The 23,173-nt window shown below is 67.2% G+C and carries 23 protein-coding genes and 2 pseudogenes; 14 read left to right on the top strand and 11 right to left on the bottom strand.

Annotation, left to right across the window (positions count from 1 at the left end; genetic code table 11):
* Nucleotides 1–22 precede the first annotated feature (22 nt).
* Together ABFT43_RS09280 and ABFT43_RS09275 are read right to left on the bottom strand one after the other, a co-directional pair.
* Entirely contained in the window at nt 23–211 is a 189-nt protein-coding gene (locus ABFT43_RS09280) for a ferredoxin (RefSeq protein ID WP_347960045.1), read from the bottom strand.
* The gene (locus ABFT43_RS09275; RefSeq protein ID WP_347960044.1) at nt 208–1,701 is read right to left on the bottom strand and encodes an aldehyde dehydrogenase family protein; all 1,494 of its coding nucleotides are present in this window, start codon (nt 1,699–1,701) and stop codon (nt 208–210) included. The genes ABFT43_RS09280 and ABFT43_RS09275 overlap by 4 nt, the downstream gene beginning before the upstream one ends.
* Before the next feature lie 162 nt (nt 1,702–1,863).
* On the opposite strand from ABFT43_RS09275, the gene ABFT43_RS09270 reads away from it, so the two are divergent.
* The 3 genes from ABFT43_RS09270 (at nt 1,864) to ABFT43_RS09260 (ending at nt 5,566) form a co-directional block, all read left to right on the top strand.
* Nucleotides 1,864–2,670, top strand: coding sequence for a FadR/GntR family transcriptional regulator (locus ABFT43_RS09270; protein ID WP_347960043.1), 807 nt, complete (start codon nt 1,864–1,866; stop codon nt 2,668–2,670).
* A gap of 131 nt (nt 2,671–2,801) precedes the next feature.
* Complete coding sequence (locus ABFT43_RS09265) at nt 2,802–4,301, top strand: class I adenylate-forming enzyme family protein (protein ID WP_347960042.1); 1,500 nt, start codon at nt 2,802–2,804, stop codon at nt 4,299–4,301.
* A complete protein-coding gene (locus ABFT43_RS09260; protein ID WP_347960041.1) occupies nt 4,298–5,566 on the top strand; it encodes an FAS1-like dehydratase domain-containing protein in 1,269 nt (422 codons plus the stop codon). The genes ABFT43_RS09265 and ABFT43_RS09260 overlap by 4 nt, the downstream gene beginning before the upstream one ends.
* A gap of 80 nt (nt 5,567–5,646) precedes the next feature.
* Here ABFT43_RS09260 and ABFT43_RS09255 read toward each other — a convergent pair whose 3' ends face one another.
* Nucleotides 5,647–6,210 carry a TetR/AcrR family transcriptional regulator gene (locus tag ABFT43_RS09255; RefSeq protein ID WP_109238553.1) on the bottom strand — a complete coding sequence of 188 codons (564 nt, stop codon included), beginning with the start codon at nt 6,208–6,210 and terminating at the stop codon, nt 5,647–5,649.
* Between the two features lie 93 nt (nt 6,211–6,303).
* Here ABFT43_RS09255 and ABFT43_RS09250 point away from each other — a divergent pair, with 93 nt between their 5' ends.
* Nucleotides 6,304–7,233: an alpha/beta hydrolase gene (locus ABFT43_RS09250; RefSeq protein ID WP_109238554.1), complete on the top strand. Its 930-nt coding sequence runs from the start codon at nt 6,304–6,306 to the stop codon at nt 7,231–7,233.
* Nucleotides 7,234–7,243: 10 nt separating this feature from the next.
* On the opposite strand, the gene ABFT43_RS09245 is transcribed toward ABFT43_RS09250, so the two are convergent.
* Together ABFT43_RS09245 and ABFT43_RS09240 are read right to left on the bottom strand one after the other, a co-directional pair.
* Entirely contained in the window at nt 7,244–8,143 is a 900-nt protein-coding gene (locus ABFT43_RS09245; RefSeq protein ID WP_347960040.1) for an acyl-CoA thioesterase, read from the bottom strand.
* A gap of 47 nt (nt 8,144–8,190) precedes the next feature.
* Entirely contained in the window at nt 8,191–9,042 is an 852-nt protein-coding gene (locus tag ABFT43_RS09240) for a mycofactocin-coupled SDR family oxidoreductase (protein WP_109238556.1), read from the bottom strand.
* Nucleotides 9,043–9,442: 400 nt separating this feature from the next.
* On the opposite strand from ABFT43_RS09240, the pseudogene ABFT43_RS22685 reads away from it, so the two are divergent.
* The 6 genes and pseudogenes from ABFT43_RS22685 to ABFT43_RS09210 all read left to right on the top strand — a co-directional run.
* A pseudogene (locus ABFT43_RS22685) lies at nt 9,443–9,589 on the top strand (IS3 family transposase); the annotation flags it as partial.
* Between the two features lie 64 nt (nt 9,590–9,653).
* The gene (locus ABFT43_RS09230; RefSeq protein WP_109238558.1) at nt 9,654–9,944 is read left to right on the top strand and encodes an IS3 family transposase; all 291 of its coding nucleotides are present in this window, start codon (nt 9,654–9,656) and stop codon (nt 9,942–9,944) included.
* 334 nt (nt 9,945–10,278) lie between these two features.
* Nucleotides 10,279–11,097 (top strand): alpha/beta hydrolase, encoded by an 819-nt coding sequence (locus tag ABFT43_RS09225; protein ID WP_347960039.1) that lies wholly within the window; start codon nt 10,279–10,281, stop codon nt 11,095–11,097.
* Between the two features lie 140 nt (nt 11,098–11,237).
* Nucleotides 11,238–11,867 (top strand): hypothetical protein, encoded by a 630-nt coding sequence (locus tag ABFT43_RS09220; protein ID WP_181371757.1) that lies wholly within the window; start codon nt 11,238–11,240, stop codon nt 11,865–11,867.
* The gene (locus tag ABFT43_RS09215; RefSeq protein WP_109238561.1) at nt 11,867–12,136 is read left to right on the top strand and encodes a helix-turn-helix domain-containing protein; all 270 of its coding nucleotides are present in this window, start codon (nt 11,867–11,869) and stop codon (nt 12,134–12,136) included. Before ABFT43_RS09220 ends, ABFT43_RS09215 begins: the two co-directional genes overlap by 1 nt.
* Nucleotides 12,137–12,203: 67 nt before the next feature.
* Nucleotides 12,204–12,581 (top strand): annotated as a pseudogene (locus ABFT43_RS09210) (hypothetical protein); the annotation flags it as partial.
* Between the two features lie 42 nt (nt 12,582–12,623).
* On the opposite strand, the gene ABFT43_RS09205 reads toward ABFT43_RS09210, so the two are convergent.
* Nucleotides 12,624–13,016, bottom strand: a complete 393-nt coding sequence (locus tag ABFT43_RS09205; protein ID WP_109238723.1) for a hypothetical protein — start codon at nt 13,014–13,016, stop codon at nt 12,624–12,626.
* Between the two features lie 180 nt (nt 13,017–13,196).
* Between ABFT43_RS09205 and ABFT43_RS09200 the strand changes: the two genes are divergently transcribed.
* Complete coding sequence (locus ABFT43_RS09200) at nt 13,197–14,267, top strand: ADP-ribosylglycohydrolase family protein (protein WP_109238724.1); 1,071 nt, start codon at nt 13,197–13,199, stop codon at nt 14,265–14,267.
* 22 nt (nt 14,268–14,289) lie between these two features.
* On the opposite strand, the gene ABFT43_RS09195 is transcribed toward ABFT43_RS09200, so the two are convergent.
* Nucleotides 14,290–15,000, bottom strand: coding sequence for a type 1 glutamine amidotransferase (locus ABFT43_RS09195; RefSeq protein ID WP_347960038.1), 711 nt, complete (start codon nt 14,998–15,000; stop codon nt 14,290–14,292).
* A gap of 363 nt (nt 15,001–15,363) precedes the next feature.
* On the opposite strand from ABFT43_RS09195, the gene ABFT43_RS09190 reads away from it, so the two are divergent.
* From ABFT43_RS09190 to ABFT43_RS09180, 3 genes are all read left to right on the top strand, one after another.
* On the top strand, nt 15,364–16,704 hold the full coding sequence (locus ABFT43_RS09190; RefSeq protein ID WP_347960037.1) for an MFS transporter: 1,341 nt from the start codon (nt 15,364–15,366) through the stop codon (nt 16,702–16,704).
* Nucleotides 16,705–16,857: 153 nt separating this feature from the next.
* Nucleotides 16,858–17,022 carry a hypothetical protein gene (locus tag ABFT43_RS09185; RefSeq protein ID WP_457590124.1) on the top strand — a complete coding sequence of 55 codons (165 nt, stop codon included), beginning with the start codon at nt 16,858–16,860 and terminating at the stop codon, nt 17,020–17,022.
* A 28-nt stretch (nt 17,023–17,050) separates the two neighbouring features.
* On the top strand, nt 17,051–17,530 hold the full coding sequence (locus ABFT43_RS09180; protein WP_109238563.1) for an NADPH-dependent FMN reductase: 480 nt from the start codon (nt 17,051–17,053) through the stop codon (nt 17,528–17,530).
* 39 nt (nt 17,531–17,569) lie between these two features.
* Here ABFT43_RS09180 and ABFT43_RS09175 read toward each other — a convergent pair whose 3' ends face one another.
* From ABFT43_RS09175 to ABFT43_RS09160, 4 genes are all read right to left on the bottom strand, one after another.
* On the bottom strand, nt 17,570–18,304 hold the full coding sequence (locus ABFT43_RS09175) for a mycothiol-dependent nitroreductase Rv2466c family protein (RefSeq protein WP_347960036.1): 735 nt from the start codon (nt 18,302–18,304) through the stop codon (nt 17,570–17,572).
* Between the two features lie 285 nt (nt 18,305–18,589).
* Nucleotides 18,590–20,833: an NADP-dependent isocitrate dehydrogenase gene (locus tag ABFT43_RS09170; protein ID WP_109238565.1), complete on the bottom strand. Its 2,244-nt coding sequence runs from the start codon at nt 20,831–20,833 to the stop codon at nt 18,590–18,592.
* Nucleotides 20,834–21,056: 223 nt separating this feature from the next.
* Nucleotides 21,057–22,727, bottom strand: a complete 1,671-nt coding sequence (locus ABFT43_RS09165) for a SulP family inorganic anion transporter (RefSeq protein ID WP_181371761.1) — start codon at nt 22,725–22,727, stop codon at nt 21,057–21,059.
* Entirely contained in the window at nt 22,724–23,089 is a 366-nt protein-coding gene (locus ABFT43_RS09160; RefSeq protein ID WP_109238566.1) for an ArsR/SmtB family transcription factor, read from the bottom strand. Before ABFT43_RS09160 ends, ABFT43_RS09165 begins: the two co-directional genes overlap by 4 nt.
* Nucleotides 23,090–23,173 lie beyond the last annotated feature (84 nt).

Raw genomic sequence — 23,173 nt, 5'->3', positions numbered from 1 at the left:
TCCCGACGACCGGTGGCCGGTCTCAGTCGATTCGGATCGCGCTCTGCGGGCAGTTGGCGATCGCGTCCTCGGCGGCGGCCTCCTGGTCGGTCGCGAGCTCGTCGACGAGTGGGAGGCTGATCCCGTCGTCGTCGAGGTCGAACAGCTCCGGTGCGACGGCGACGCACCGTCCGTGGCCGCCGCACCGCTCCCGATCGACGACGATTCTCATCGCGCCGCCGGCCATTGGATCGTCTTGTGCTGCAGAAATTCCGAGAGCCCGTGGGCGCCGAATTCGCGACCGATGCCGCTGCGCTTGTATCCGCCGAACGGCCCGTCGGGCATGAGTCCGCCACCGCCTCCGTTGACCACGACCATGCCGGTGCGGAGACGGCAAGCCACCGCGTGTGCGCGGACGGGGTCGGCCGACCAGACCCCGCCGGAGAGGCCATAGGGGCTGTCGTTGGCGATCTGCACGGCCTCGTCGTCATCGGAGAAGGGGATGACCACGCCGACGGGGCCGAAGATCTCGCTCTGCGCGATCGTCATGCTGTTGTCGACGCCCACGAACAGGGTGGGTTCGACGAAGAATCCCTTGTCCAGGCCGGCGGGACGCCCACCGCCGTAGGCGATCTGGGCACCTTCGGCCTGGCCGATCTTGATCAGTTCCTCCACCCGGGCACGCTGTGCCTCGCGGATGAGCGGGCCCATGACCACGTTCGGATCGGCGGGGTCGCCGACGGGGATGTGGTCCAGCGCCATCGTGATGCGACCGACGAGTTCGTCGTGCAGGGATTCGTGGACGAGGACGCGGGTCATGAGCGCACATCCCTGGCCGGCGTGGGTGATGAAGCCCCCGAGCACGCTCTGCATCACCTTGTCGAGATCGGTGTCGTCGAGCAGGATGTTCGCCGACTTGCCGCCGAGTTCGAGGACCACCTTCTTCAGCGACTGCGCGCCCTGGCCGTAGACCTTGGCGCCCACGGTGTCGCTGCCGGTGAAGCTGACGATGTCGACCCCCGGATGGGTGGTGAGCGCCTCACCGGCGTCGGCGTCGCCGGTGATGACGTTGAGCACGCCCGGCGGCAGCCCCGCCGCCTCGGCGACCTCGGCGACGACGAGCGCCTCGAACGGCGTGTACGGCGAGCACTTGAGCACCACCGTGCAGCCGGCGGCGAGGGCCGGTCCGACCTTGCAGAGGTTGAGGAACAGCGGGAAGTTGAACGGCGTGATCAGGGCCGCGACACCGTAGGGTTCGCGGACCACGACGCCCTGGCCGATGCCGTTGCCCACCATCGGCGGCAGCGGGGTCTCCCAGTCGAAGGCGGGCATCACCCGGTCGACGAGATCGGTGAAGTGCTCGATCGGAGTGCCGACCTGCAGGAACTCGGCGAGCGCGCGAGTGGAACCGGCCTCGGCGATGCTGAGATCCACCAGCTCGGCACGACGTTCGGCGAAACCCTCGGCCATCTTCCGCAGCACGGCCTGCCGCTCGCGGACCGACATCCGCGGCCACGGCCCCTCGTCGAAGGCGATGCGCGCCGCGCGGACCGCGTCCTCGACATCGGCGACGGTGGCCTGGGGAACGGTGCCGAGGATCGCCTCGGTGGCGGGATTGACGACGGTGATGGCCTCGTCGCCGTGGCCGTCGACCCACTTGCCGTCGACGTAGAGCCGGCCGCTGCGGATACGCCCGGTGGATGCGTGCGATGTGTCCGACATGGCGTCGGCCCCTCCCTTACGCCGTTGGGGGTCACTCGATCAGTTAGATGATTAAACCGTACAATGGGTGTGTTCATTTTCACGATGGTTTCGTCAAAACAGGGGTCGGCCATCGCCGGGTGCTAGGCTGAACCCCGCTCGGCTGTCGCCGGCGTCCGGAAGGTGTGGGAATTGGCCAACAACTCGTTCGACGAGAGCGGATTGCCCAAGCGGATTCAGGTTCCGAAGACGGCTGAACTCATCGCCGCTCAGCTGCGCGGTCAGATCGTCCGCGGCGTGCTCAGGCCCGGTGACATGCTTCCGCCGGAAACCGTGCTGGGACAACGATTCGACGTATCGCGGCCCACCCTGCGGGAGGCGTTCCGCATCCTCGAGAACGAATCGCTCATCGTCGTGCGGCGCGGGTCCCGCGGTGGCGTGCAGGTGGTTTCGCCCGATGTCTCGGTCGCGGCGAGGTACTTCGGCCTCCTCCTGCAGATCCAGCACACCACCCTCGCCGACCTCTACGAGGCCCGCATGGTGCTCGAGCCCGCCGCGGTGAGGATGCTGGCCGCCCGGCACGATGACGACGACATCAAGGCGCTCACCGAGGTCATCGACGAACTCGCCGACCTGGTCGGCGCCGGCGTCGAGGCCTCCGACCTGGACACCTGGTCGACCGCCGCGTTCCGCTTCCACGACCTCCTCCTCGAGCGCGCCGGGAACCAGACGCTCGGCCTGATCGGCCGCGTCCTGGCGGACGTCGTCGCCACGCACATGTCGCGCGTCGTCTCCCGGACCACCGACACCGACGAGGTGGTCACGCAGTTCAAGAAGACGATCCGTGCCTATCGCAAGTTGGTCGCACTGGTCGAGGCCGGGGATGCCGACGGTGCGGAGGCGCACTGGAAGCGCCACATGAGCTCGGTCGCGAAGAAGATGCTGTGGGGCCGCTTCGCCACCGAGTCCGTGGTCGACCTCTTCAACTGAGCCCGACGGGTCCTCGCGGTGCCCATGGTTGTCCAAATCGGATAACTGATTGCACTGAATGATCTACGATGGGGATGCGTGGCCGCGTGCTGCGCCACATGACCGTGACCTCACGTGGATTGGCTGGAATCATGGGCGTCGGGCTCTTGCTGGACATGGTCGAATCCGGGCTCGGTGATCGAATCGCTCTCGGTGGCCGCGAGTCCGGGCTCACCCATGCCGACGTCGTCTCCGCCGCTCGCGGCGGGGCGGCGGTCATCTCCGAGCGTGACCCGTCCGAGGTGATCTACCTGGGCCGGAACGGCCCGGGCTACCCGCAGGTGTTCTTCTCCTCGGTCTGTGCGGGCGTCCCGTTCGTGCCGGTCAACTACCGGCTCGGTGACGAGGTGCTCGCGGAATTGATCGCCGACTTCCGACGCCCGCTGGTCGTCGTGGAGGAGCGCTACCGCGACAAGGTCGCCGGCCGTGACCAGGTCCTCGGTCTCGACGACTTCCTGGCCATGGCGCGGTCGTCGGAACCGTTGCCTCCCCTCGATGTCCCGGACGATGCGCCCGCGGTCCTGCTCCACACCAGCGGAACCACGTCGAAGCCGAAGGTCGTCCCGCTGCGGCATGAGAACCTGCAGGCCTATGTCTTCGCCACCGTGGACTTCGCGGGCGCGGCCCCCGACGAGGCAGCGCTGATCACCGTGCCGCCGTACCACGTGGCCGCCGTGGGTGCGACGCTCACCAACTTCTACGGAGGCCGCCGCGTCGTGCACCTGCCCGACTTCGACGCCGAGGAGTGGCTGGAACTGGTTGATCGCGAGGCGATCTCGTCGGCGACCGTGGTTCCCACGATGCTCGCCCGCATCGTCGACGCGCTCGACGGCGAGGTCGCGAAGGCGCCCGCGCTGCGGTTGATCTCCTACGGCGGTGCGCGCCTTCCGCTCCCGATCCTCGAACGTGCGATGCGGGCCTTCCCCGACGCCGGCTTCTGCAACGCGTACGGCCTCACCGAGACCAGCTCGACGCTCGCCCTGCTGGGACCCGACGACCACGCCGCCGCGCTCGCCTCCGACAACCCGCACATTCGCCGCCGCCTCGAGAGCGTCGGGCGGCCGGTGCCGGGCATGGAGATCGAGATCCGCGACGTCGAGGGAACGCCGGTCGGGCCGGGGGAGACGGGATTGCTGTTCGTCCGCGGCGCCCAGGTGTCCGGTTCCTACCTCGGCAAGGGCTCGGTCCTCGACGAGCACGGCTGGTTCCCCACCAACGACCAGGCGTGGGTCGACGACGAGGGTTACCTGTTCATCGCCGGGCGCGCCGACGACACGATCATCCGCGGCGGCGAGAACATCGGGCCCGCGGAGATCGAGGACGTGCTCCTCACACATCCGGCGATCCGCGAGACCGCGGTCATCGGGTTGCCGGACGAGGAATGGGGCCAGCGGCTCGTCGCGGTGGTCGTGCGCGATCCGAGGACCGACATCACCGAGGACGAGGTGCGTTCCCACGTGCGTGCCCGGTTGCGCGGGTCTCGCACGCCCGACGAGGTGATCTGGGTGGACGAGCTGCCGCAGACCGCCACCGGCAAGGTTCTGCGCCGCCGGTTGGTGGCGCAATTCGAACGAGCACAGGACAGGTCATGACCCTGAAGCCAGGCACCAGACTCTGCAGCCAGACCTGCGACACGGAGGTCGTCCTCACCGACGAGGCCATCGAACGCAGCCGACTCCGCAACGGTGTGCCGGAGCGGATTCCCCACGCGCCGCACAACTACGAGGTCACCTGGGACGGGGTGCGACACTTCGCCCAGGCCTACGGCGACGACAACCCGCTGTGGTGCGACCCGTCCTACGGGCCGACGACCAGATGGGGCGGGCTCATCGCTCCGCCGAACTTCCACTACACGATGGGGGAGGACGCGGCGCCCAGGCCCGACGCGGAGACCAAGGCGCTGTTCCGTGGCGACCCGTTCGCCGGGCTGGGGTCGTACCAGGCAATCATGCAGTTCGAGTGGTGGCGACCGCTGCGTCTCGGCGACCGGCTCCATTGCCTGCGAGCACAGGTCGGGGTCGTGCCGAAGACCTCGAGGTTCGGCGGCCGGTCCGCGCACGTGACCCGCGCCTTCATCTACGACAACCAGAACGGCGAGCCCTGCGTCATCCGTCGAGGCACCTGGGTCAACGCCGAACGCTCGGCGTCCAAGAAGCGGAAGAAGGAGCACCTCGAGCAGGTTCCTTACACGGCCGAGGAGCTCGCGGAGATCGATGCGGCGTACGAGGCGGAGGTCAGACGCGGTGCGCGGCCCCGGTACTTCGAGGACGTCGAGGTCGGGGAGGCGTTGCCGGTCAAGGTGAAGGGGCCGCTGGTCACCACCGACATCGTCGTCTGGCACGTCGGATGGGGCATGCAACTGACGCCCAACGGCGCCTTCGGCCACGCGTACAAGGTCCGCAAGAAGGCGCCCGGCCTGTATCCGCCCAACGCGCTCAGCATCCCCGACACCGTGCAGCGGTTGCACTGGGAACCCGAGCGGGCGCGCGAGCTCGGCATCCCGACCTCGTACGACTACGGCGCCATGCGCGAGACCTGGCTGACCCATCTGCTCACCGACTGGATCGGCGACGACGGCTGGCTGTGGAAACTGTCGGTGCAGCACCGCGCCTTCAACTACATGGGCGACACCACCTGGCTCAAGGGTCAGGTCGTCGACAAGAAGCAGGTCCACGGTCGCAACGAGGTTCACATCGAACTCTGGTGCGAGAACCAGCGGGGGACGATCACCTCACCGGCCCGCGCGGTGGTGTTGTTGCCGACCCGGGATGCGGGGGTGGAGCTGCCCGACCCGCCGGCCGACAGCCGCGACGAGATCCTGCGGTACGAGATGGGCCGGGTCGAACGGGAGGGTTGAGGGCAGCAACTGCTCTCGGCGGTTGGTACCCGGGACGCATTGCGGGAATGACGAGGGCCAGGGAGGCGCCCTGCCCGCGGCTACGTGTGGGATCGACTGCCCGGTGTCGGCCATCGGGATGCCAGGGCCTCGCACACCTTGCGCTGCTCGACAGCGTCGGGCGTGTGCATCAGCAGGCCCTCGACGGTGAACACGGCGATCATGACCTCGGCGTCGAGGGCCTCCTGTGGGACGCCCATCGCTTCCAGTTCGGCGCGGAACAAGGTGCTGGTCAGCAGGTGGAAATTGTTGTGCCACTCCGCCACCGCAGCCGAATGCGGTACGCGGGCGTGCACTGTCGTCACCAGTCCGCGCATCTCGGTCAACCGTTGTACGATCCACGAGATCCGCTCCGCGACGGGGTTGCTCGCGATCTCCTGGTACTCCGGCCAGACGTCGGCCATGACCGCGGACACGACCGCGACGAGAACATCGTCCTTGTCGTCGAAATACCAGTAGATCGTGTTGGGGGCCACCCCGGCCTCCCTCGCGAGCCTGCTCATCGAGGTCGCGTCGTATCCGCCCTCGAGAAACAGCCTCCGCGCGGCGGCGACGATCTCCTCGCGCTTCTCGTCGGCAGGTTGCGGCTTCTTGTTGCGCGCCACGTCGTCGCCTCCACCCGACCCTTGTCTTGAATGCCATTCAAGATGCTGTAGCTTGTTGAACACCGTTCAAGATACCCGTCGAAGGTGTTGGTCATGGCAGGTCAGTTCAATTACGTTCGCTCCGACGTCGCATTCAGGTCCGGCGACGTCCGGTGCGCCGCGTGGCTCTATCGCCCGGACGATGTCGAGAACCCCCCGATCGTCGTGCTCGGGCACGGTTTCGCCGCCTTCCGTGAACTGCGACTCGACGCCTACGCCGCTCGATTCGCCCGGGCCGGCTACGCCGCGCTGGTCTTCGACTATCGCCGCTGGGGAGCAAGTGAAGGCGAACCGCGTCGCGTTCTCGACATCGCCGAACAGCATGCCGACTGGGATGCCGCGATCGCCTTCGTCCGGGGTCTCGAGGGGATCGACACCCGGCGGGTCGTCGCGTGGGGAACGTCGTTCGCCGGTGGTCATGTCCTGAGGCTGGCCGCGCTGGACCACGACCTCGCCGCTGCGATCGTCCAGGTTCCGCACGTGAGTGGACCGGCTTCGGGATTCTCTCAGTCGCCCGCACTCCTGGCGAAACTGGCGATCGCCGGACTGCGTGACCAGATCCGGGCGTGGACGGGGCGCGCCCCGTACCGCGTACCCGCGGTCGGGCGACCCGGCGAGGTCGCGATGATGACCTCACCGGGCGCCTACGAACAGGTGGAGCGGATGGCGGACATGCGACCGGAAGTGCTCGCCGAGAACGACGTCGCTGCCCGCGTCGCACTGCGTGTGCCGTTCTACTCTCCAGGCCGATACGCATCCCACATCAAGGTCCCGGTGTTGGTCCAGCTCGCCGAGAGGGACGACGTCACACCGATCGACAAGGCCCGCGCAGTCGCGCGTCGAATCCCGAAAGGTGAGGTCCGCGAGTACGATTGCGCCCACTTCGAGCCATATCTGGTTCCCTACTTCGACACGATCGTCGCCGACCAGATCGACTTCCTCGATCGCCACGTGGGTCAGCGCCCCGGGCCCGACCCGTTCTGATTTCGGCTCTCTATCGGGTGTGCCCGTTCCGCTTCTCGCGCTTGCGGAACAGGGACTCCTGGGCGAGGCTCGCCAGTAGGACGCCGTTCTCGTCGAAGATGCGGCCGGTGTACATGCCGCGGCCGTGTGATGTGGACTCCGGCGCCAGGTCCATCAGCATCCAGCCGTTGGGATCGCAGGCGCGGTGTATCCAGACGGTGTGGTCGATGCTGGGCAGGATGCCGACCTGCTGTACGCCCGGGGCCTTCGAGAGCCCGGTGCACATGTCCGAGATGAACACCAGACCGCAGGTGCGCAGGTTCGCGTCGTCGGCGAGCGGGCCGGTGATCCGGACCCACAGGCGGGTGGGCCAGCGATGATAGGCATCGCCGTCGTCGGGGATGCGGACATCCAGATCGAGCATCCGCGGGTCCTGGGGGACCGGCGCCAGTTGCGAAGGCGGTTCGGCCGCCGGCATGTCCGGGGCCTGGTAGTCCGATCCGGGCCGGTCACGCTGGAACGACGCCGCGAGATCGAGGATGTCGACACCATCCTGACTGGCCACGACGCGGCGCACCGAGTAGCGGCCGCCGTCGCGTTCGCGGGTGACGGCGAAGGTGATCGGCTTGGTGGCGTCGCCCGGGACCATGAAGTAGCACTGCATGGAATGGGCGAGCCGGTCGTCGGGCAGCGTGAGCGAGGCGGCGCGGAGGGCCTGGGCGGTCAGCCGGCCGCCGTAGAGGCCACGGGGATCGTCGCCGCTGGCGGGTGCGGCGACGAAGATGTCTTCGTCGATCGTGATGAGGTTGAGCGCGTCGGTGACGGTCGACGCGATCGGTCCCGTGTGGCCCGGGGAGGTTCCGTTGACCGTGCCGAAGTCGGTCCGCGTGTCGTCGACGCCCCGTGCGGCCCGGGTGTTGTGTGCTGTCATGTCTCGCTCTCCGATCCTCCGCGTCACCGTGATGCAGTCGCCGAGGCTCAGAGAGGGACCGCCTTGGCGATCGCGCCCGCGTCGACCTTGAGTTGCGAGCCCGTCACGTAGCGCGATTCATCCGAGGCCAGGTACACGACCGCGTTGCTGACGTCGATCGGCTCGACCCACGGCACCGGGATCGCGTTCATCAGCGGGAACGCCAGGGCCGCATCGTCCTTGGTCGGGGACTCCAGATCGGGTCGGAACATGCGGTACATCGCGTCGTTCTGCAACATGTCGGTGTCGCAGTTCGCCGGATGGATCGCGTTCACGCGGATCCCGCGTGGCGCGACCAGGATCGAGAAGTCTTGTACGAGTTGGGCGATGGCTCGTTTGGAATAGCCGTACCCGGCCCCGCCCGGGCCCGTGGCGGGGTTGTCGACCGTGCCCGGCGTGAGTCCGGCGACCGATCCGATTGCGATCAGCGACGCCCCGTCGTCGAGATGCGGATATGCGGCGTTGAAGGTGTTGATCAGGCCGACCAGGTTGACGTCGACGACGTCGAGGAAGGTGTTGGGCGGATTCTGTCCGAGCGGGCAGACACCGGCGTTGGCGACCACGACGTCGAGACGACCGAGGGCCTCGACACCGGCGGCCACCGCCTCGTCGAGGGCGGTGCGGTCGCGGACGTCGGCGGCCCGTGCGACGATCCTTCGCCCGGTGATCTCGACGAGGCGCACCGTCTCGTCGAGATCCTCCTGCGTCGCGAGCGGATAGGTCATGTTCCCGACGGGGCGGGGCAGGTCGACGCCGATGATGTCGGCGCCCTCCTCGGCCAGTCGCACCGCGTGACTGCGACCCTGCCCCCGGGCCACGCCGGTGACGAACGCTACTCTTCCCGCGAGTCGGGCTGCCATGGTGACTCCTTGCGAATACAGGACAACAAGTTAACTCTTTTAGCCATTAGACACCATGCCGGCCGACCGCAGTGGTGCTTTCGGGCCGATGTCCCGTCGGGCGGGCGAACGCTCGAGCACGCAGATCCCGGCACGCGGAGCCCGGTACGATCGCTTGTGTCAAACCGACTCTCGCGACCTCTATCTGGCGATCACCGGCCTCGTCGCGGAGACGGTGGCAGGTCCCCACACGTTCGCGACCCCGGTCGCGGAGATGGGATGTCCCGCTCGAGTTCGATCAAGAGGGTGGTAGCTCAAGAGAGATTTCTCGAAAACATCCAATTCACGCCCCGGTCGTCGGCTTTGCGGCACGACCCGCGCTGAGCTCAACCGTGCGGGCGTCACGGTTGCGGGTTGCACCGTCGAGCGGCTGATGCGGGTCGAGGGCCTGCGTGGGATCGGCCGGGAGAAGACCCGCAAGACCACCATCGGCGACGGCGCCGGGGCCGCGAGCCGAGGGCAGGATCACCACCGCGACAGAGGAGTCCGGCCTCGAGCGATTCGCTAGCCCAAGTGGCTCGCCGAGGCCGTCGCGTCCGTCCGCGTCGTAGGGTGACAGCCATGGCAATGCCATGGCCGAGACGTTCAACTCTTTGTTCAAGGCCGAGTGCATCCGCAACCCGGACATGCGGCCGGCGGGTGACTCGAAGAAGGTCGGCGACGTCGAGATGGCCGTCGCCGAATACGTCGACTGTTTCAACCACCGAAGGCTCCACGGCGATATCGGGCTCGCCCCGGCCGCGGGTAACGAACCCAACCACCGGGCATCCCAGACCGAAGAGCGCACCGTAAGAACCCGGTCCTCACCACAATCTGACCAACCGGGCCTCCACGACACCCGGGGCGATTCACCAGCGCTGTGACGCGGCGTGATCGAAGGACTTTGCGAGCAAGGTGTGCCGACAGCGGTTCCAGCGGTGCGGCGTGTATGTGCGCGCCGCGCAAGCACTGTGGCCAGACGGTCACCGTGGGCTGCCCACGCCCTTGTGTACCGAGCGTTCGTCTGGTTTGATCTCCACCACGATCCAGGGGGGATGAACATTGACGGGTACCAGAGTTGCGCGAGACGAAAGTGGTGAACCGGGCCTCGTTGAAGTCGCGTTACATCCACGCATAAGCGTGTTCACGCTGGCGGCCAACTGGGTGTTGCGGTGTGCCCGGGTCATTGCCGACGCAATTCCGATAAACACGGCCACGATGACCTTGGTCAATATCATTCTGGGCGCGCCGATGGCGGCTCTGTCGTGGCGGGGTGTGGTCGAGACTCATCGCTTGGGTGCGATCCGCGTCGACGTGGTTCGGCATCCTTCTGTCGTCGATCCGGAATCGACCATTATGCACATCCACGGGGGCGGATTCGTGTTCGGCAGCACCCGCAGCCACCGCTTTCTCGCGATGCAGATCTCACGCTCGTGTGAGGCAGAAGTGGTGCTTTTCGACTATCGACTGCTGCCCAAAGTGACTGCGCGGCAATGTCTGGACGACTGTCTCGCGGTGTACCGTTGGGTTATCCACCGCCGCAACAATACTCGGGTCGTAGTATCTGGAGATTCGGCTGGCGGCAATCTTCTCGTCAGCTTGATGGCAGAGCTTTCCGATCATCCCGATCTTCCGCTACCTGCGGCTGCTGTAGGTATGTCGGCCTGGCTCGATACTTCCTACCGTCCGCCTCGGGGTGCGCCGCGGGATGCCTTCTTCTCCACTCGGTTCGCCGACCGTGCCGCGCGCCTGGCCGTACGTTCGGAGGACCTCTGCCCGCTCGAGCGCGCACTCGTGGAGTTCCCACCGACGCTGCTGCAACTCGGAGCCGACGAGCCGGTTCGTCCTGGCAATGAACGACTCGCGGAGTTACTGGCGCAGGTCGGTGTTTACGTCGAGGTGCACGCCTGGCGGGACCAGCCGCATGTCTTCCAGGCGTTGGCACCGTTCTCACCCGAGGCGCGTGCGGCACTCGATCAGATGCATGCGTTCATCGCGGAGGCTCAGTCCGATCCGACCGATCCCCGGCGGGCCTGATTCGCTACTCAAGCGGAAGCGAGGTCCCAGTGCCTGGTTGCGAGGCGCAGCTGGTGGACATCCTTGTGTGAGTCCCGTCCCGGTGCGCGCATAACGAGTATCGTTGCGAGTAACGATAATCGATATGTATGGTGAGGTCTATGACAACACATTCACCTTCTCGGAACCTTTGGCGCGCGACTCTTGCCGTGCTCGGCTGGGCCATCTTCGCCGTGGTTGTTCTCTACTCCGCCGTGATGGTGCTCGTACTCATCGCGCAGTTGGACACACTTCGCAGTAACACCGGCGTGGATCTTGTGCTCCCGGCCAGTGCGCCCCTTCCTGATGGGATTGGCGACGGCACAGCAGAATTGGTCGAAGGGTCTACATCCCAGGTGAGTGTGATCGCAGCGAATCTATCCGACTCGACGCGTTGGCTTCTCGCGTTGGGGGCAATGCTCACCAGTGGCGCCAATATTGCACTTGCGGCGTTCGCCGGTTTCAGCATCTACTCCCTGAATCGACGCCGCCTGTTCGGCCGCCGGCAGACTTTCATCGTCGCATTGGTGGCGGCCGGATATGCCATGGCGGCCACCGTCGGTGTCATGATCTCCGCATTGGGGCATTGGTCTGCGGCGTCGGAGTTGACCTCGTCCCCGGAACTGGTCCCATTCGCGCTGCGCTGGACAGACTATGCAGTAGACCCGGGCGGCATCTTCCTGATCGCCATCATCGCTTCCGCCTTCACGGTCGGCGCGCGTCTACGACGAGATACTGCCGGGCTGGTCTGATGCCATCAGATGAAGAGTCACACGCCATCATCTGTACGTTGGAGCATGTTCTGCGAGAACGCGGGATGACCCTCAAAGAGCTTTCACGCAGGACTGGTGTGTCGACAGTCAATCTGTCGCTCTTGAAGAACAACCACGCACGAGCAATCCGGTTCACAACCTTGACGGCGATCTGCCGGGCGCTGGACTGTTCTCCTGGCGACGTTCTCACGATCGCCACGTATCCGGGTCACCCGATGCCTCACGGTGATGTAGGTCCGGATGGGTAGGGCGGCTTTCGACGCAAGAACGAGATCCGCGCCGTGCCTTGGGCCCGCGCGTGGCGATGCTGTCGTCGTCGACCAGGCCGAACAGCAGGCCGTCGCGACGGCGAAGGACTACGCGGTGACGTTGACCAGCATCGACTCCGGCAGCATCGACGAGAACTTCGCCGAGGTGCTCGCCGGCGCCACGGGCGAGTTCAAGGACATGTACTCGAGGTCGAGCAGCCAACTCAAGCAGATGCTCGTCGACAACAAGGCCACCAGCAAGGGTGTCGTCATCGACGCGGGGGTGAAGTCGGCGTCCCCGGGCAGGGTCGAGGTGATGCTGTTCGTGGATCAGTCGATCACCAACACCGCGAGTCCGGAACCCCGCGTCGACCGCAGCCGCGTCGTGATGACCATGGAGAAGGTCGACGGACGGTGGCTGGCGAGCAAGGTCGACCTGCCCTGACCCGCTGCCGGAGTCGCCGGCAACCGCGGCGACCGTCGGCGATCAGCCGCCGTGCCGGTGTCGATCGGGTCGTGGCGGCCGGTCCGGGTTCTGTCCGGGGACCTGGCCGTCGGACTGCGGCCTCCGGGTGATCGGCGGGTCTCCTGCCGGTCGGAGAGCCCATCCGGGGACCCAATGGGTGACCTTCTCCTGGCGGTCCTTCGCGGTGATCGTGTAGGTGACCTTGCCGTACCAGGCACCCCACTCGTCCCGGCCCCACTCGGTGAGGACGCCGAGGTGGACCGACCGGATCTGCAGGCCGTCGGGGTGGTACTCGCCCACGAAGTGGGGCGCGTTCGGGAAGAGGGCACCCAGGTCGATGAGCACGGCCTTGTGCCCGACGCGCACGAACGACGGCCGGTGAGGCCTGCCGGTGTCGCCGCCGATCCACTTCATGCCCACCACCACAGTTTCGCACGTATGTTCGAGTCGCGGCAGGCTGGTGCCCGACGCCTGTGGACGGGCTCCACGATTCCGGCCGGTTGAGGCATATCCCTCAATCTGTTCCGTGGCGTGCGAGGGTTGCCGACGCATGTGAAACTGATGGCATCACTGAAGAAAGTGCAGGTGAAGGCGATGAAAGATCGTTTTGTTGGTTGCCTTCTGGGTGGTGCGGCCGGCGACGCCCTCGGGGGATCGGTCGAGTTCATGTCGCGCGACGCCATTCTCGAGCGGTTCGGCCCGGCGGGGATCTCCTCGTATGCCCCCGCCTACGGCGGGATCGGCACGATCACCGACGACACGCAGATGACGCTGTTCACCGCGGAGGGGGTCCTGCGGGCGTGGCTGCGGGACTGCGACGGCGGGATCTCGTGCTTCGCGGCGTCCACCGCGAGGGCGTATCTGCGCTGGTTGATCACGCAGGGGGAGCAACCGCGCCACGGCGTTCTCGCGATGTCGGAGCGATCGAGCTGGCTCTCGTCACACCGTGAACTCCACAGCCGGCGAGCTCCCGGCAACACCTGCGTCAGCGCCTTGCGCACGACCACCAGGCCCGGTACCGCCGCGACGAACAACAGCAAGGGCTGTGGGGGCGTGATGCGCGCCGCCCCGATCGGGTTGTTCGCCGCGCGAGCCGAATGGTCGGCCACGGGCACGTTCGAACTGGGCACCGCGATCGCCGCGCTCACCCACGGGCACCCGTCGGGATCGCTGCCCGGAGGTGTCCTCGCGGTGATGGTGCGCGAATGCGTCGAGGGTGCGACGCTCGACGCGGCGGTCGCCGCCGCCAAGGACCTGCTGCGCACCAAGCGCGAGCACGAAGAGACCCTCGCCGTGATCGAACTGGCCGAGAAACTCGCCTCCGACGGCATCGCCGCGGACGAGGCCATCTCGCGGATCGGCGGAGGCTGGGTCGGTGAGGAGGCGCTCGCGATCTCGATCTACTGCGCGCTCGTCGCCGACGACTTCGAACACGGCGTCGTGCTCGCGGTGAACCATGGCGGCGACTCCGACTCCACCGGCTCGATCACGGGCAACCTTCTCGGTGCGCGGGACGGGTCGGGTGTCATCCCCGAACGGTGGCTCGAGCCGCTCGAACTGCGGGACGTCATCACCGAGGTCGCATCCGACCTCTACGACTTCGTCGACTGGGAACTCGACGCGCCGGTGGCGGCCCGCTACGCGGGATTCAAGTCGGCGGTCTGAGGCAGGTGACGGGCGGCGGCGGTCAGCCCGCCGCCGGCACCCTCACGCCCGCGTGGGCGAGGAACCGCTCGACGAGGCGGTCGCACCTGGCCTCGGCGTCGGCGGACGAGTTCTCGATGTCGGCGACAATGCCCTTCGTGTCGACCTCGCCGTCGTCGATGCCCGACCTCGGGCTCGTGAAACCCTCACGCCAGGCGCGGAAGACGTCGGGGGTGATCTCCGGGTGGAACTGGACCCCGAGGTGAGGGCCCGAGACATACGCCTGAACCCCGGCGTCGTTGCGCGCGACCACTTCTGCGACGCCTGACACAGAGACCGTGTCGTGGTGGTACTCCATCCACGGGCCGGCCTCGACCAGATCGGGTCGAATGGTGTCGACCGTCGTGAATCCGTGCTCGGGCCGGGCGCTCGGCGCGACCGAACCGCCGAGCGCGCGCGCCAGGATCTGCGACCCGAAACACACGCCGAGGATCGGGACGCCCCTCGCGATCGCGTCCTCGAGGTAGGTCAGTTCCGGCCGGAGCCAGGGGAGCGATTCGTCGTATGCGGAGTCCGGCGAGCCGGTCACGCACACGACGTCGAAACCGGCGGGATCTGCGAGCGGTCCGTCCTCGACATCGCGGATCTCGACCGAGAACGCCCGGTTCCGGAACGCCGGGAGCAATGTGCCGAGTACGGCTTCGCGCCATTCCGGCCGGACACCGTGAACCAGAGCGAGAACCCTGCCGCTCACCCGAACTCCTCTCTGTCAGTTGCGACCACAGGGTAGTCGTCTACGGTGGCCCGGCACCGGTTCGGAGACGACCGTCACCGGCGCGCTTCGTCCGGAGCTGTGAATCACGGCAGGTCAGCGCCATCCGCCGACGCGGACGAGTTGCGCAATCCACACGCCACGGTCAGGTTGCCGATCGGTCACAGACATCGGATTGGGTCCTTGCTGTGCGTCGATGGCGGCAACACCCTCCCGCCCGGGAGGCGTCGGCGGCACGGAAGGCAGGATTCATGACACCGACGGTCATGGCGGCCCCACCGCGAGGCGGGCGTCGCACATCCAACCCGACCGGGACCCGCCGTTCGGCGTTCCGCGAGGACGTTCATGTCCTCTGACTCCGGAACCCGTTTGCTCGCAGGGGCTTCGGGGGTCGGCTTCATCCTCGCGATCTGCGGATCGAATGCGATGACGCCGCTGCTGCCCGGGTACATGGACCGTCACGGATTCGGACCCGCCGCCGCCGCGGTGCTGTTCGCGATGTACTTCGTCGCGATCATCGTCATCCTGATCATCTCCGCCCGCGGGCCCCTGATCCGCCACTCCCGCAAGGTTCTGCCGATCGCGTTCCTGACCGCGATCGCCGGTGATCTCGTCGAGATCGCGGGCGCGTGGATTCCGTTGGTGCTCTTCCCCGGACGCCTGATGACCGGAGCCTCGGTGGCGCTGAGCACCGGGGCCGCGGCGGCGATGATGGTCGCCGCGAAGGGGGAGCAGGGACGCGCGTTCATCGCGAGAGGCTCGCTCATCGGTGCCGGCGCCGGACTGATGGCCGCGATCCTCATCGCCGTCTACCTGCCCTGGCACCTGGTCACGGTGTACGCCATCCACGCCGTCGTGATGGCGATCTGCCTCGGGTTCCTGTTCGCCGGCCTGCGCGCCGCGCCCGACCTGCTGGCGCCGGGCAGCGACCCGATGCCGGTCGGCGACGAGGAACCCGCCGAGGTGCCGTCGGACCGGACCTGCGACATCGAGATCGTCGCCGATCCCTCGCGTTCGCGAGATCCGGGCGCATTCCTGATCGGGGCGCTCGCCTGGGCGATCGGCGCCCTCGCGGTCGGGGCGATGCCCAACGCGATCCTGGCCACCGGTGCCAGCGACTCGCTCCTCGTCGCACAATGCGTCGGGGGTGGGTGCCTGCTCGTGTCGATGATCGCGAACCTGGCCGGGGTCGGGTTGCGGGCTCTGACCACTCTTCCCTCCGTCGGCCTGCTTCTGATGGTGGGATGGTCGGTGGCGATCGCGGGTCTCGTCACCGGCCACCTCGGGATCATCGTGTTGGGCACGGTCATCGGCGGGATCGGCCAGGCCGGTGGGTACCGCGTTGCGCTGGCGTACATCACGGTGGGGCTCTCGGCGATCCAGCAGGGACGTGTGGCGTCGAGGTTCTCGGCGTTCGCCTACGCCGGGGCCGGGGTGATGGTGGTATTCGACGGTGTCGCCGGGCAACTCGGCGGCACCATCGGCGGTGCGGTCACGACGGCGGCGGTGTATGCCGCGATCGCCGTGATCGCCATCGGCCTGGTGATCCGGCGATCGAGGCGGAGTGCAGGGGCGACAAAGGCGGCGGGCACCGCCACGCTCAGCGGCAAGGGGGCGCCCACCCAGGTGGGCCAGTCGGCGAGCCCGAGTCAACGGTCTCCGATCACGATGAATGAAAACGCATGACAGACAGCGTCTTTAGCCCTTGCCGACAAGAGTGGGCCGCGGGACTACGCATCGGGATTCGAGAGCCGGGGCTCTTATCCGTTGCGGGTCGATACGGGTGATCCTGGCGGGTTGTCGACGAGCGGCTGCGTTCGCGCGACGACGATCGATACGATGCACACGGCTTCATCCCGATCGTCGTCGAAGACGCGGTGGGGGGATCGCGACCGGGCGATCTGTCACGCCAACCTCTTTGACATGCAACTGAAGATGGCCGAGGTCTGGCCGTTCGCGCGCGCCCAGGAGTACCTCGGGCAGTTGACCGCGGCCGCCCGATGACGGCCGACACCTCAGGAGGACACCACTCATGACCACCACCGTCGTGGCCGGCAACCCGAAGCCCGGTTCGCGGACGCTCGACGCCGCCACCCGACTCGCCGAGGCGCTGACCGGCAGCGCACCCGATCACGTCGTCGACGTCATCGAATTGGGCGCGGGTCTCCTCGGTTGGGGCGACGAGAAGGTCACGGCGGCCGTCGACACCGTCGCCTCGTCGGACCTCGTCGTCTTCGCGAGCCCCACGTTCAAGGCGACCTACACCGGCGTGCTGAAGCTGTTCCTCGACCAGTTCGCCACTGGGGAAGGGCTCAAGGGCGTCACCGCGGTCCCGCTGATGCTCGGCGCGGGGCCGGCCCACGCGATGGCTCCGGACCTGCTGCTGAAGCCGGTCCTGGTCGAACTCGGTGCCACGTGCCCGCTGCCCGGCCTGTACCTGATCGACTCGACCTATACCGAGGACACCCGGATCACCGACTACGTCGAGCGGTGGAGGCCGGTACTGGGCTGAACCGGTCGCCACCGGGCCTGGACCGGTTGGCGGGGTCGTCTATCCCTTCTGGGTGCGACGGCTGCCGCCGTGCCAGTCCTCCTGCTCGCCGACCTCGGCGTCGGAGACGCCGAACGACCGTAGCTGCGGCTTCTCGCGCAGGCTGCGCTTGAGCTCGGCGAAGCCGGGAAAGCCCGCCAGGCCTATGACGTGATCCCACAGCCTGACCGCGTCCTCGTCGCTCGGCAGGCGACTGATCACGGGCCCGAAGAAGGCGACGCCGTTCGGTGGCTGGAAATGGACGATCGGGGTGCCCACATCGCGACCCGTGAGAGCCAGCGCCTCCTCGGTCTCGGCCTTGATCTCCTCGTCGAAACCGGTGTCGTCCAGCGCGGCCGCGTGGTGGGTGTGCAAACCGAGGTCGTCGAGAACGGCGGTCACGTACTCCGCGGTGCCGCGGAAATCCGTGCCGTCCGCCGCATACGAACCGCCGGGGTGCTCGTCGAAGAAGCGTCGGCCCCATGCGGCGTAGAGCGGATCGATCGCGTCGGGTCCGTGCTCGCGGCGGACGCTCGCGGCCACCCGGAGCAGGCGCAGGCCCGCGGTGTGCCCGGCCTCGTACTCGGGCGGAAAGTGCTTCGCATAGTCGATGTGCGCGTTGAGGACCCGAAGCGAGATGAAGCGCCACTCGACGGCGTACTCCCGCTGGGCCCGGACCTTCCGCACCCATTTGCTCGTCATGTACGCAAACGGGCAGACGGGGTCGAAGTAGAAGTGGATATCGGCATCGGCCATGGCGTCGACGGTAGTCGAGTCGGCTGTGGAGTCACGCGGGGAACCACTTTCGAGCGCGTGCGGTTCGGGTGCTGCGCCCACGCGACGCCGGCCTTCGTGAATTCCTGGTCGCTGACCGAGGAGTTCGAACGCGAGCTCCTCGATCGGATCGGCGGCCGGTCCTGGCTGCGCTGCGTCCACTTCTGACGACCTCGTCCGGAGGTGCCGTGCTCGGAGATTCCTCCCGGTACGACGAAGCGCCCCGGGCGGAAAGCCCGAGGCGCTTCGGTGTCGGCGTGTGCCGGATCAGACCTCGACACCCACCGAGGCGAGTGCCTCGTTGAACGTCTTGCTCGGACGCATGACGGCGTCGGTCTTCTCGTTGTCGGGGTAGTAGTAGCCGCCGATGTCGACGTGCTTGCCCTGCACCGAGTTCAGCTCGTCGACGATCTTGTCCTCGTTGTCGGCGAGGGTCTTCGCAAGCGGCTTGAACTTCTCGGCCAGCTCGGCATCCTCGGTCTGGTTGGCCAGCTCCTGGGCCCAGTAGAGGGCCAGGTAGAACTGGCTGCCGCGGTTGTCGAGCTCGCCGGTCTTGCGTGACGGGCTCTTGTCGTTCTCGAGCAGCTGGCCGGTGGCAGCGTCGAGTGCCTTGGCCAGGATCTTGGCCTGCGGCTGGTCGAACTTCTTGCCCACGTCCTCGAGGCTGACCGCGAGGGCGAGGAACTCACCCAGCGAGTCCCAGCGGAGGTGGTTCTCCTCGATGAGCTGCTTGACGTGCTTCGGCGCCGAACCGCCCGCACCGGTCTCGTACAGGCCGCCGCCGGCCATCAGCGGAACGATCGACAGCATCTTGGCGCTGGTGCCGAGCTCCAGGATCGGGAACAGGTCGGTCAGGTAGTCGCGCAGGATGTTGCCGGTGACCGAGATGGTGTCGAGGCCGCGCACGACGCGCTCGAGGGTGTACCGCATCGCGCGGACCTGCGACATGATCTGGATGTCGAGGCCCTCGGTGTCGTGCTCGGGAAGGTACTTGTGGACCTTCTTGATGAGCTCGTTCTCGTGCGGGCGGTACGGGTCGAGCCAGAAGACCGCGGGCATGCCCGAGTCGCGGCAGCGCTCCACGGCCAACTTGATCCAGTCCTGGATCGGGGCGTCCTTGACGATGCACAGACGCCAGATGTCGCCCTCTTCGACGGTCTGCGTGAGCAGCACCTCGCCGGTCTCGAGGTCGGTGATGTTGGCGGTGCCGCCCTCGGGGATCTCGAAGGTCTTGTCGTGCGAACCGTACTCCTCGGCCTTCTCCGCCATCAGGCCGACGTTCGGCACGGTGCCCATGGTCCGCGGGTCGAACTGGCCGTTGGTCTTACAGAAGTTGATGATCTCCTGGTAGATGCGGGCGAACGTCGACTCCGGCATGACGGCCTTGGTGTCCTTGAGACGGCCGTCGGCGCCGTACATCTTGCCGCCCGCGCGGATCATGGCCGGCATCGAGGCGTCGACGATGACGTCGCTGGGGGAGTGGAAGTTGGTGATGCCGCGGGCCGAGTCCACCATCGCCAGCTCGGGGCGATGCTCGTGGCACTTGTGCAGGTCGTCGATGATCTCTTCCTTCTGCGAAGCAGGAAGGGACTCGATCTTGGCGTACAGGTCCGAGAGGCCGTTGTTGACGTTGACGCCGAGCTCGTCGAAGAGCTTGCCGTGCTTCTCGAAGGCATCCCGGTAGAAGACCTTGATGGCGTGGCCGAAGACGATCGGGTGCGAGACGCGCATCATCGTCGCCTTGACGTGGAGCGAGAACATGACGCCGGTCTTGTAGGCGTCGTCGATCTGCTCCTCGTAGAACTTGATGAGCGCCTTCTTGCTCATGAACATGCTGTCGATCACGTCACCGTCGGTGAGCTCGACCTCCGGCTTGAGCACCAGGGTCTTGCCGGAGTCGGTGATGAGCTCCATCTTGACCTTGCGGTCGCCCTCGACGGTCATCGACTTCTCGTTGTGGTAGAAGTCGCCGCCGCGCATGTGCGCGACGTGGGTACGCGAGGCCATCGACCACTCGCCCATGCTGTGCGGGTGCTTGCGGGCGTACTCCTTGACGGCCTTCGGCGCGCGGCGGTCGGAGTTGCCCATGCGCAGAACCGGGTTCACCGCGCTGCCGAGCACCTTGCTGTAGCGCTCGCGGATGTCCTTCTCTTCGTCGGTCTTCGGGTTCTCCGGGAAGTCGGGGAGGTCGTAGCCCTTCTCCCGCAGCTCCTTGATCGCGGCCAGCAGCTGGGGGACCGAGGCGCTGATGTTGGGGAGCTTGATGATGTTGGTGTCCGGCTTCTGGGTGAGCTCACCCAGGCGTGCGAGGTTGTTGGGAACCCGCTGGTCTTCGGGCAGCAGATCGGAGAACTCGGCCAGGATTCGGGCCGCGACCGAGATGTCACTCGTTTCGACGTCGACGCCGGCCGCTCCGGCGAACGTACGCACCACCGGCAGGAAGGCGTGCGTGGCGAGCATGGGTGCTTCGTCGGTCAACGTGTAGATGATGGTCGGCTTCTGGGTGCTCATGCCTGATGATCTCGATTCTGTCTGTAATTTCCGGTGTCGCCGGCGACCTTGTGAGTCAGGCTTCACCGTTACCACGCTTGCGGTGTGCTCGTGTGACAACTACCCCCTGATTCTGCCCCCTGTGATGAGCCTCGCGTTCAGGGGCCTCGGGTCTGGCGTTCGGAGCGGTCGGCACGCTGGGTCTTCATCCCTCCACTCCATACCCGGTGGCAGCGCATGACCGTCACGCGGCCTCGCGCTCGACGTGGCTGCGTGCGTGGGCGATCGCCTCGTCGAGGGTGTCGACGAGATGGTTCTCGTGGCGCAACTCGTCGATGACGCCGACCCCGTCGAGCAGTTTGAGGTGCTCGGGCTGAACGCCCTTGATGATGACGGTGATCCCCCGTTTCTCGAGGTCGGCGACGATCTCGGCGAGGGACCGGGCGCCGGTGGCGTCGAGCATGCCGAGGTGGGACATGCGGATGATCACCACCGAGACCGACTCGTTGCGCTCGGCTCCCTCGGAGATGGCCGAGGTGATGCGCTCGGCCGCGCCGAAGAACATCGCGCCGTCGAGGCGGAGCAGGGCGATGCGCTCGTCACCGGGCCGGGTGGGCCCGGGCAGCGGTTCGCGGGTGACGCTCGCGCGCTTGGCGACCTGACGCAGCGCGAAGAACGCCGCGACGACGATGCCGATCTCGACCGCCTCGATGAGGTCGAGGGTGATCGTGATGATCGCGGTGACGACGAAGATCAGGGCATCCGAGCGGGTGGAGCGCAGGATCGAGCGGACCGTGCCGACCGACACCATCCGAAACGACGTCACCATCAGCACGCCGGCGAGTGCGGCGAGCGGGATCTCCGACACCGGTCCGGTGGCGAGGTACACGACGCCGAGCAGCAGCAGCGAGTGGGTGATCGCGGCGACTCGGGTGCGGGCCCCGGACCGGACGTTGACCGCGGTGCGGGCGATCGCGCCGGTGGCGGGCATGCCGCCGAACAGGCCGGAGGCGATCGAGGCGAGACCCTGGCCGGACAGCTCGCGGTCGGGGTCGTAGGGGCCGGTCGGAGACATCGTCGCGGCGACGCGCGCGGACAGCAGCGACTCGATCGCGGCGAGGGCGGCGATCGCGACGGCCGCGCCGGACATGTCCTTGAGTGCCTCGGCGTCGACGTGCGGGATCGACGGGGCGGGCAGCGACGACGGCAGCTGGCCGATGGTCGCCACGTCGAAGACGTCGGTGAAGTAGACGATCAGCGTGACGACGATGACCGCGGTCAGCGACTCGGGGATGGCCTGGTGGACGCGGGGCAGGACCACCATGATCACCGCGACCATGGCGACGACGGCGAGGGTGGCCCACGCCTTGGACCAGTCGGCATGCGCGACGATGTCGATCGCCGCGTTGAGGGTGCGCTGGCCCGACGGCGCGGTGGTGTTGAACGCCGCGGGCACCTGCTGCAGGAAGATGATCGCCGCGATGCCGAGGGTGAAACCCTCGATCACCGGCCACGGGATGAAGGTGACCGCGCGCCCGAGCCCGAAGACGCCGGCGAGCAGGACCAGCAGGCCTGCCAGGACCGTGACCATCGCGATGCTGCCCAGGCCGTGCTGGGCGACGATCGGCGCGAGAATCACGGCCATCGCGCCCGTCGGCCCGGACACCTGGACGTGGGAGCCGCCGAAGATCGCGGCGACGAGGCCGGCCACCACCGCGGTGATGAGACCGGCGGCGGCCCCGACGCCGGAACTGATGCCGAAGGCGAGGGCGAGCGGAAGCGCGACGATGCCGACGGTCACGCCGGAGAGGATGTCGGTGCGCCAGCTGCGCCGTAGGCCCGTGTAGTCGCTGCGACGGGGGACGAAGCCCTTGAGGCGGGTGAGGGTGTCGGTCAGTGCTGATGATGTGCTCACGAGCGTGTCACCGGTGGGAGTGAGGAAATGGCGTCGAGCTGCTCGCGTTGGGCGTCGAGCGTGTCGACGAGGAACGTGCGGGCGATGACCAGGAGGTCGGAGATCTTGGGGTGCGCGAGTTCGTAATAGACCGCGTTCCCGACGCGGTTGGCGGTCACGACGCGGTGGCGTTTGAGGACGCCGAGGTGTTGCGACAGCAGTGTCGGTTCGAGATCCGTCGCCGCCAGCAGTTCGCTCACCGGTGTCGGCTCGCCGTTCGCGCTGAGCACCTCGAGGGCCCGGATCCGGGCCGGATGCGCGAGCGCCTTGAAGAGGTTGGCCTTGATCTCGTACAGCGGCGCGTCTGGGCCGGGATCGGGCACGGCTCGCTCCTGGTGCGATCGGCGTCACGAGTTGACGGATTGATGGATTGCGAAAATGCTCAATCCACTGTAGCGCACACGGCA

The organism is Gordonia aurantiaca, from assembly GCF_039939235.1.
GTDB lineage: Bacteria > Actinomycetota > Actinomycetes > Mycobacteriales > Mycobacteriaceae > Gordonia.
The sequence above is the reverse complement of the archived record's forward strand: the minus strand, read 5'-3'. Positions and strand labels throughout refer to the sequence as shown.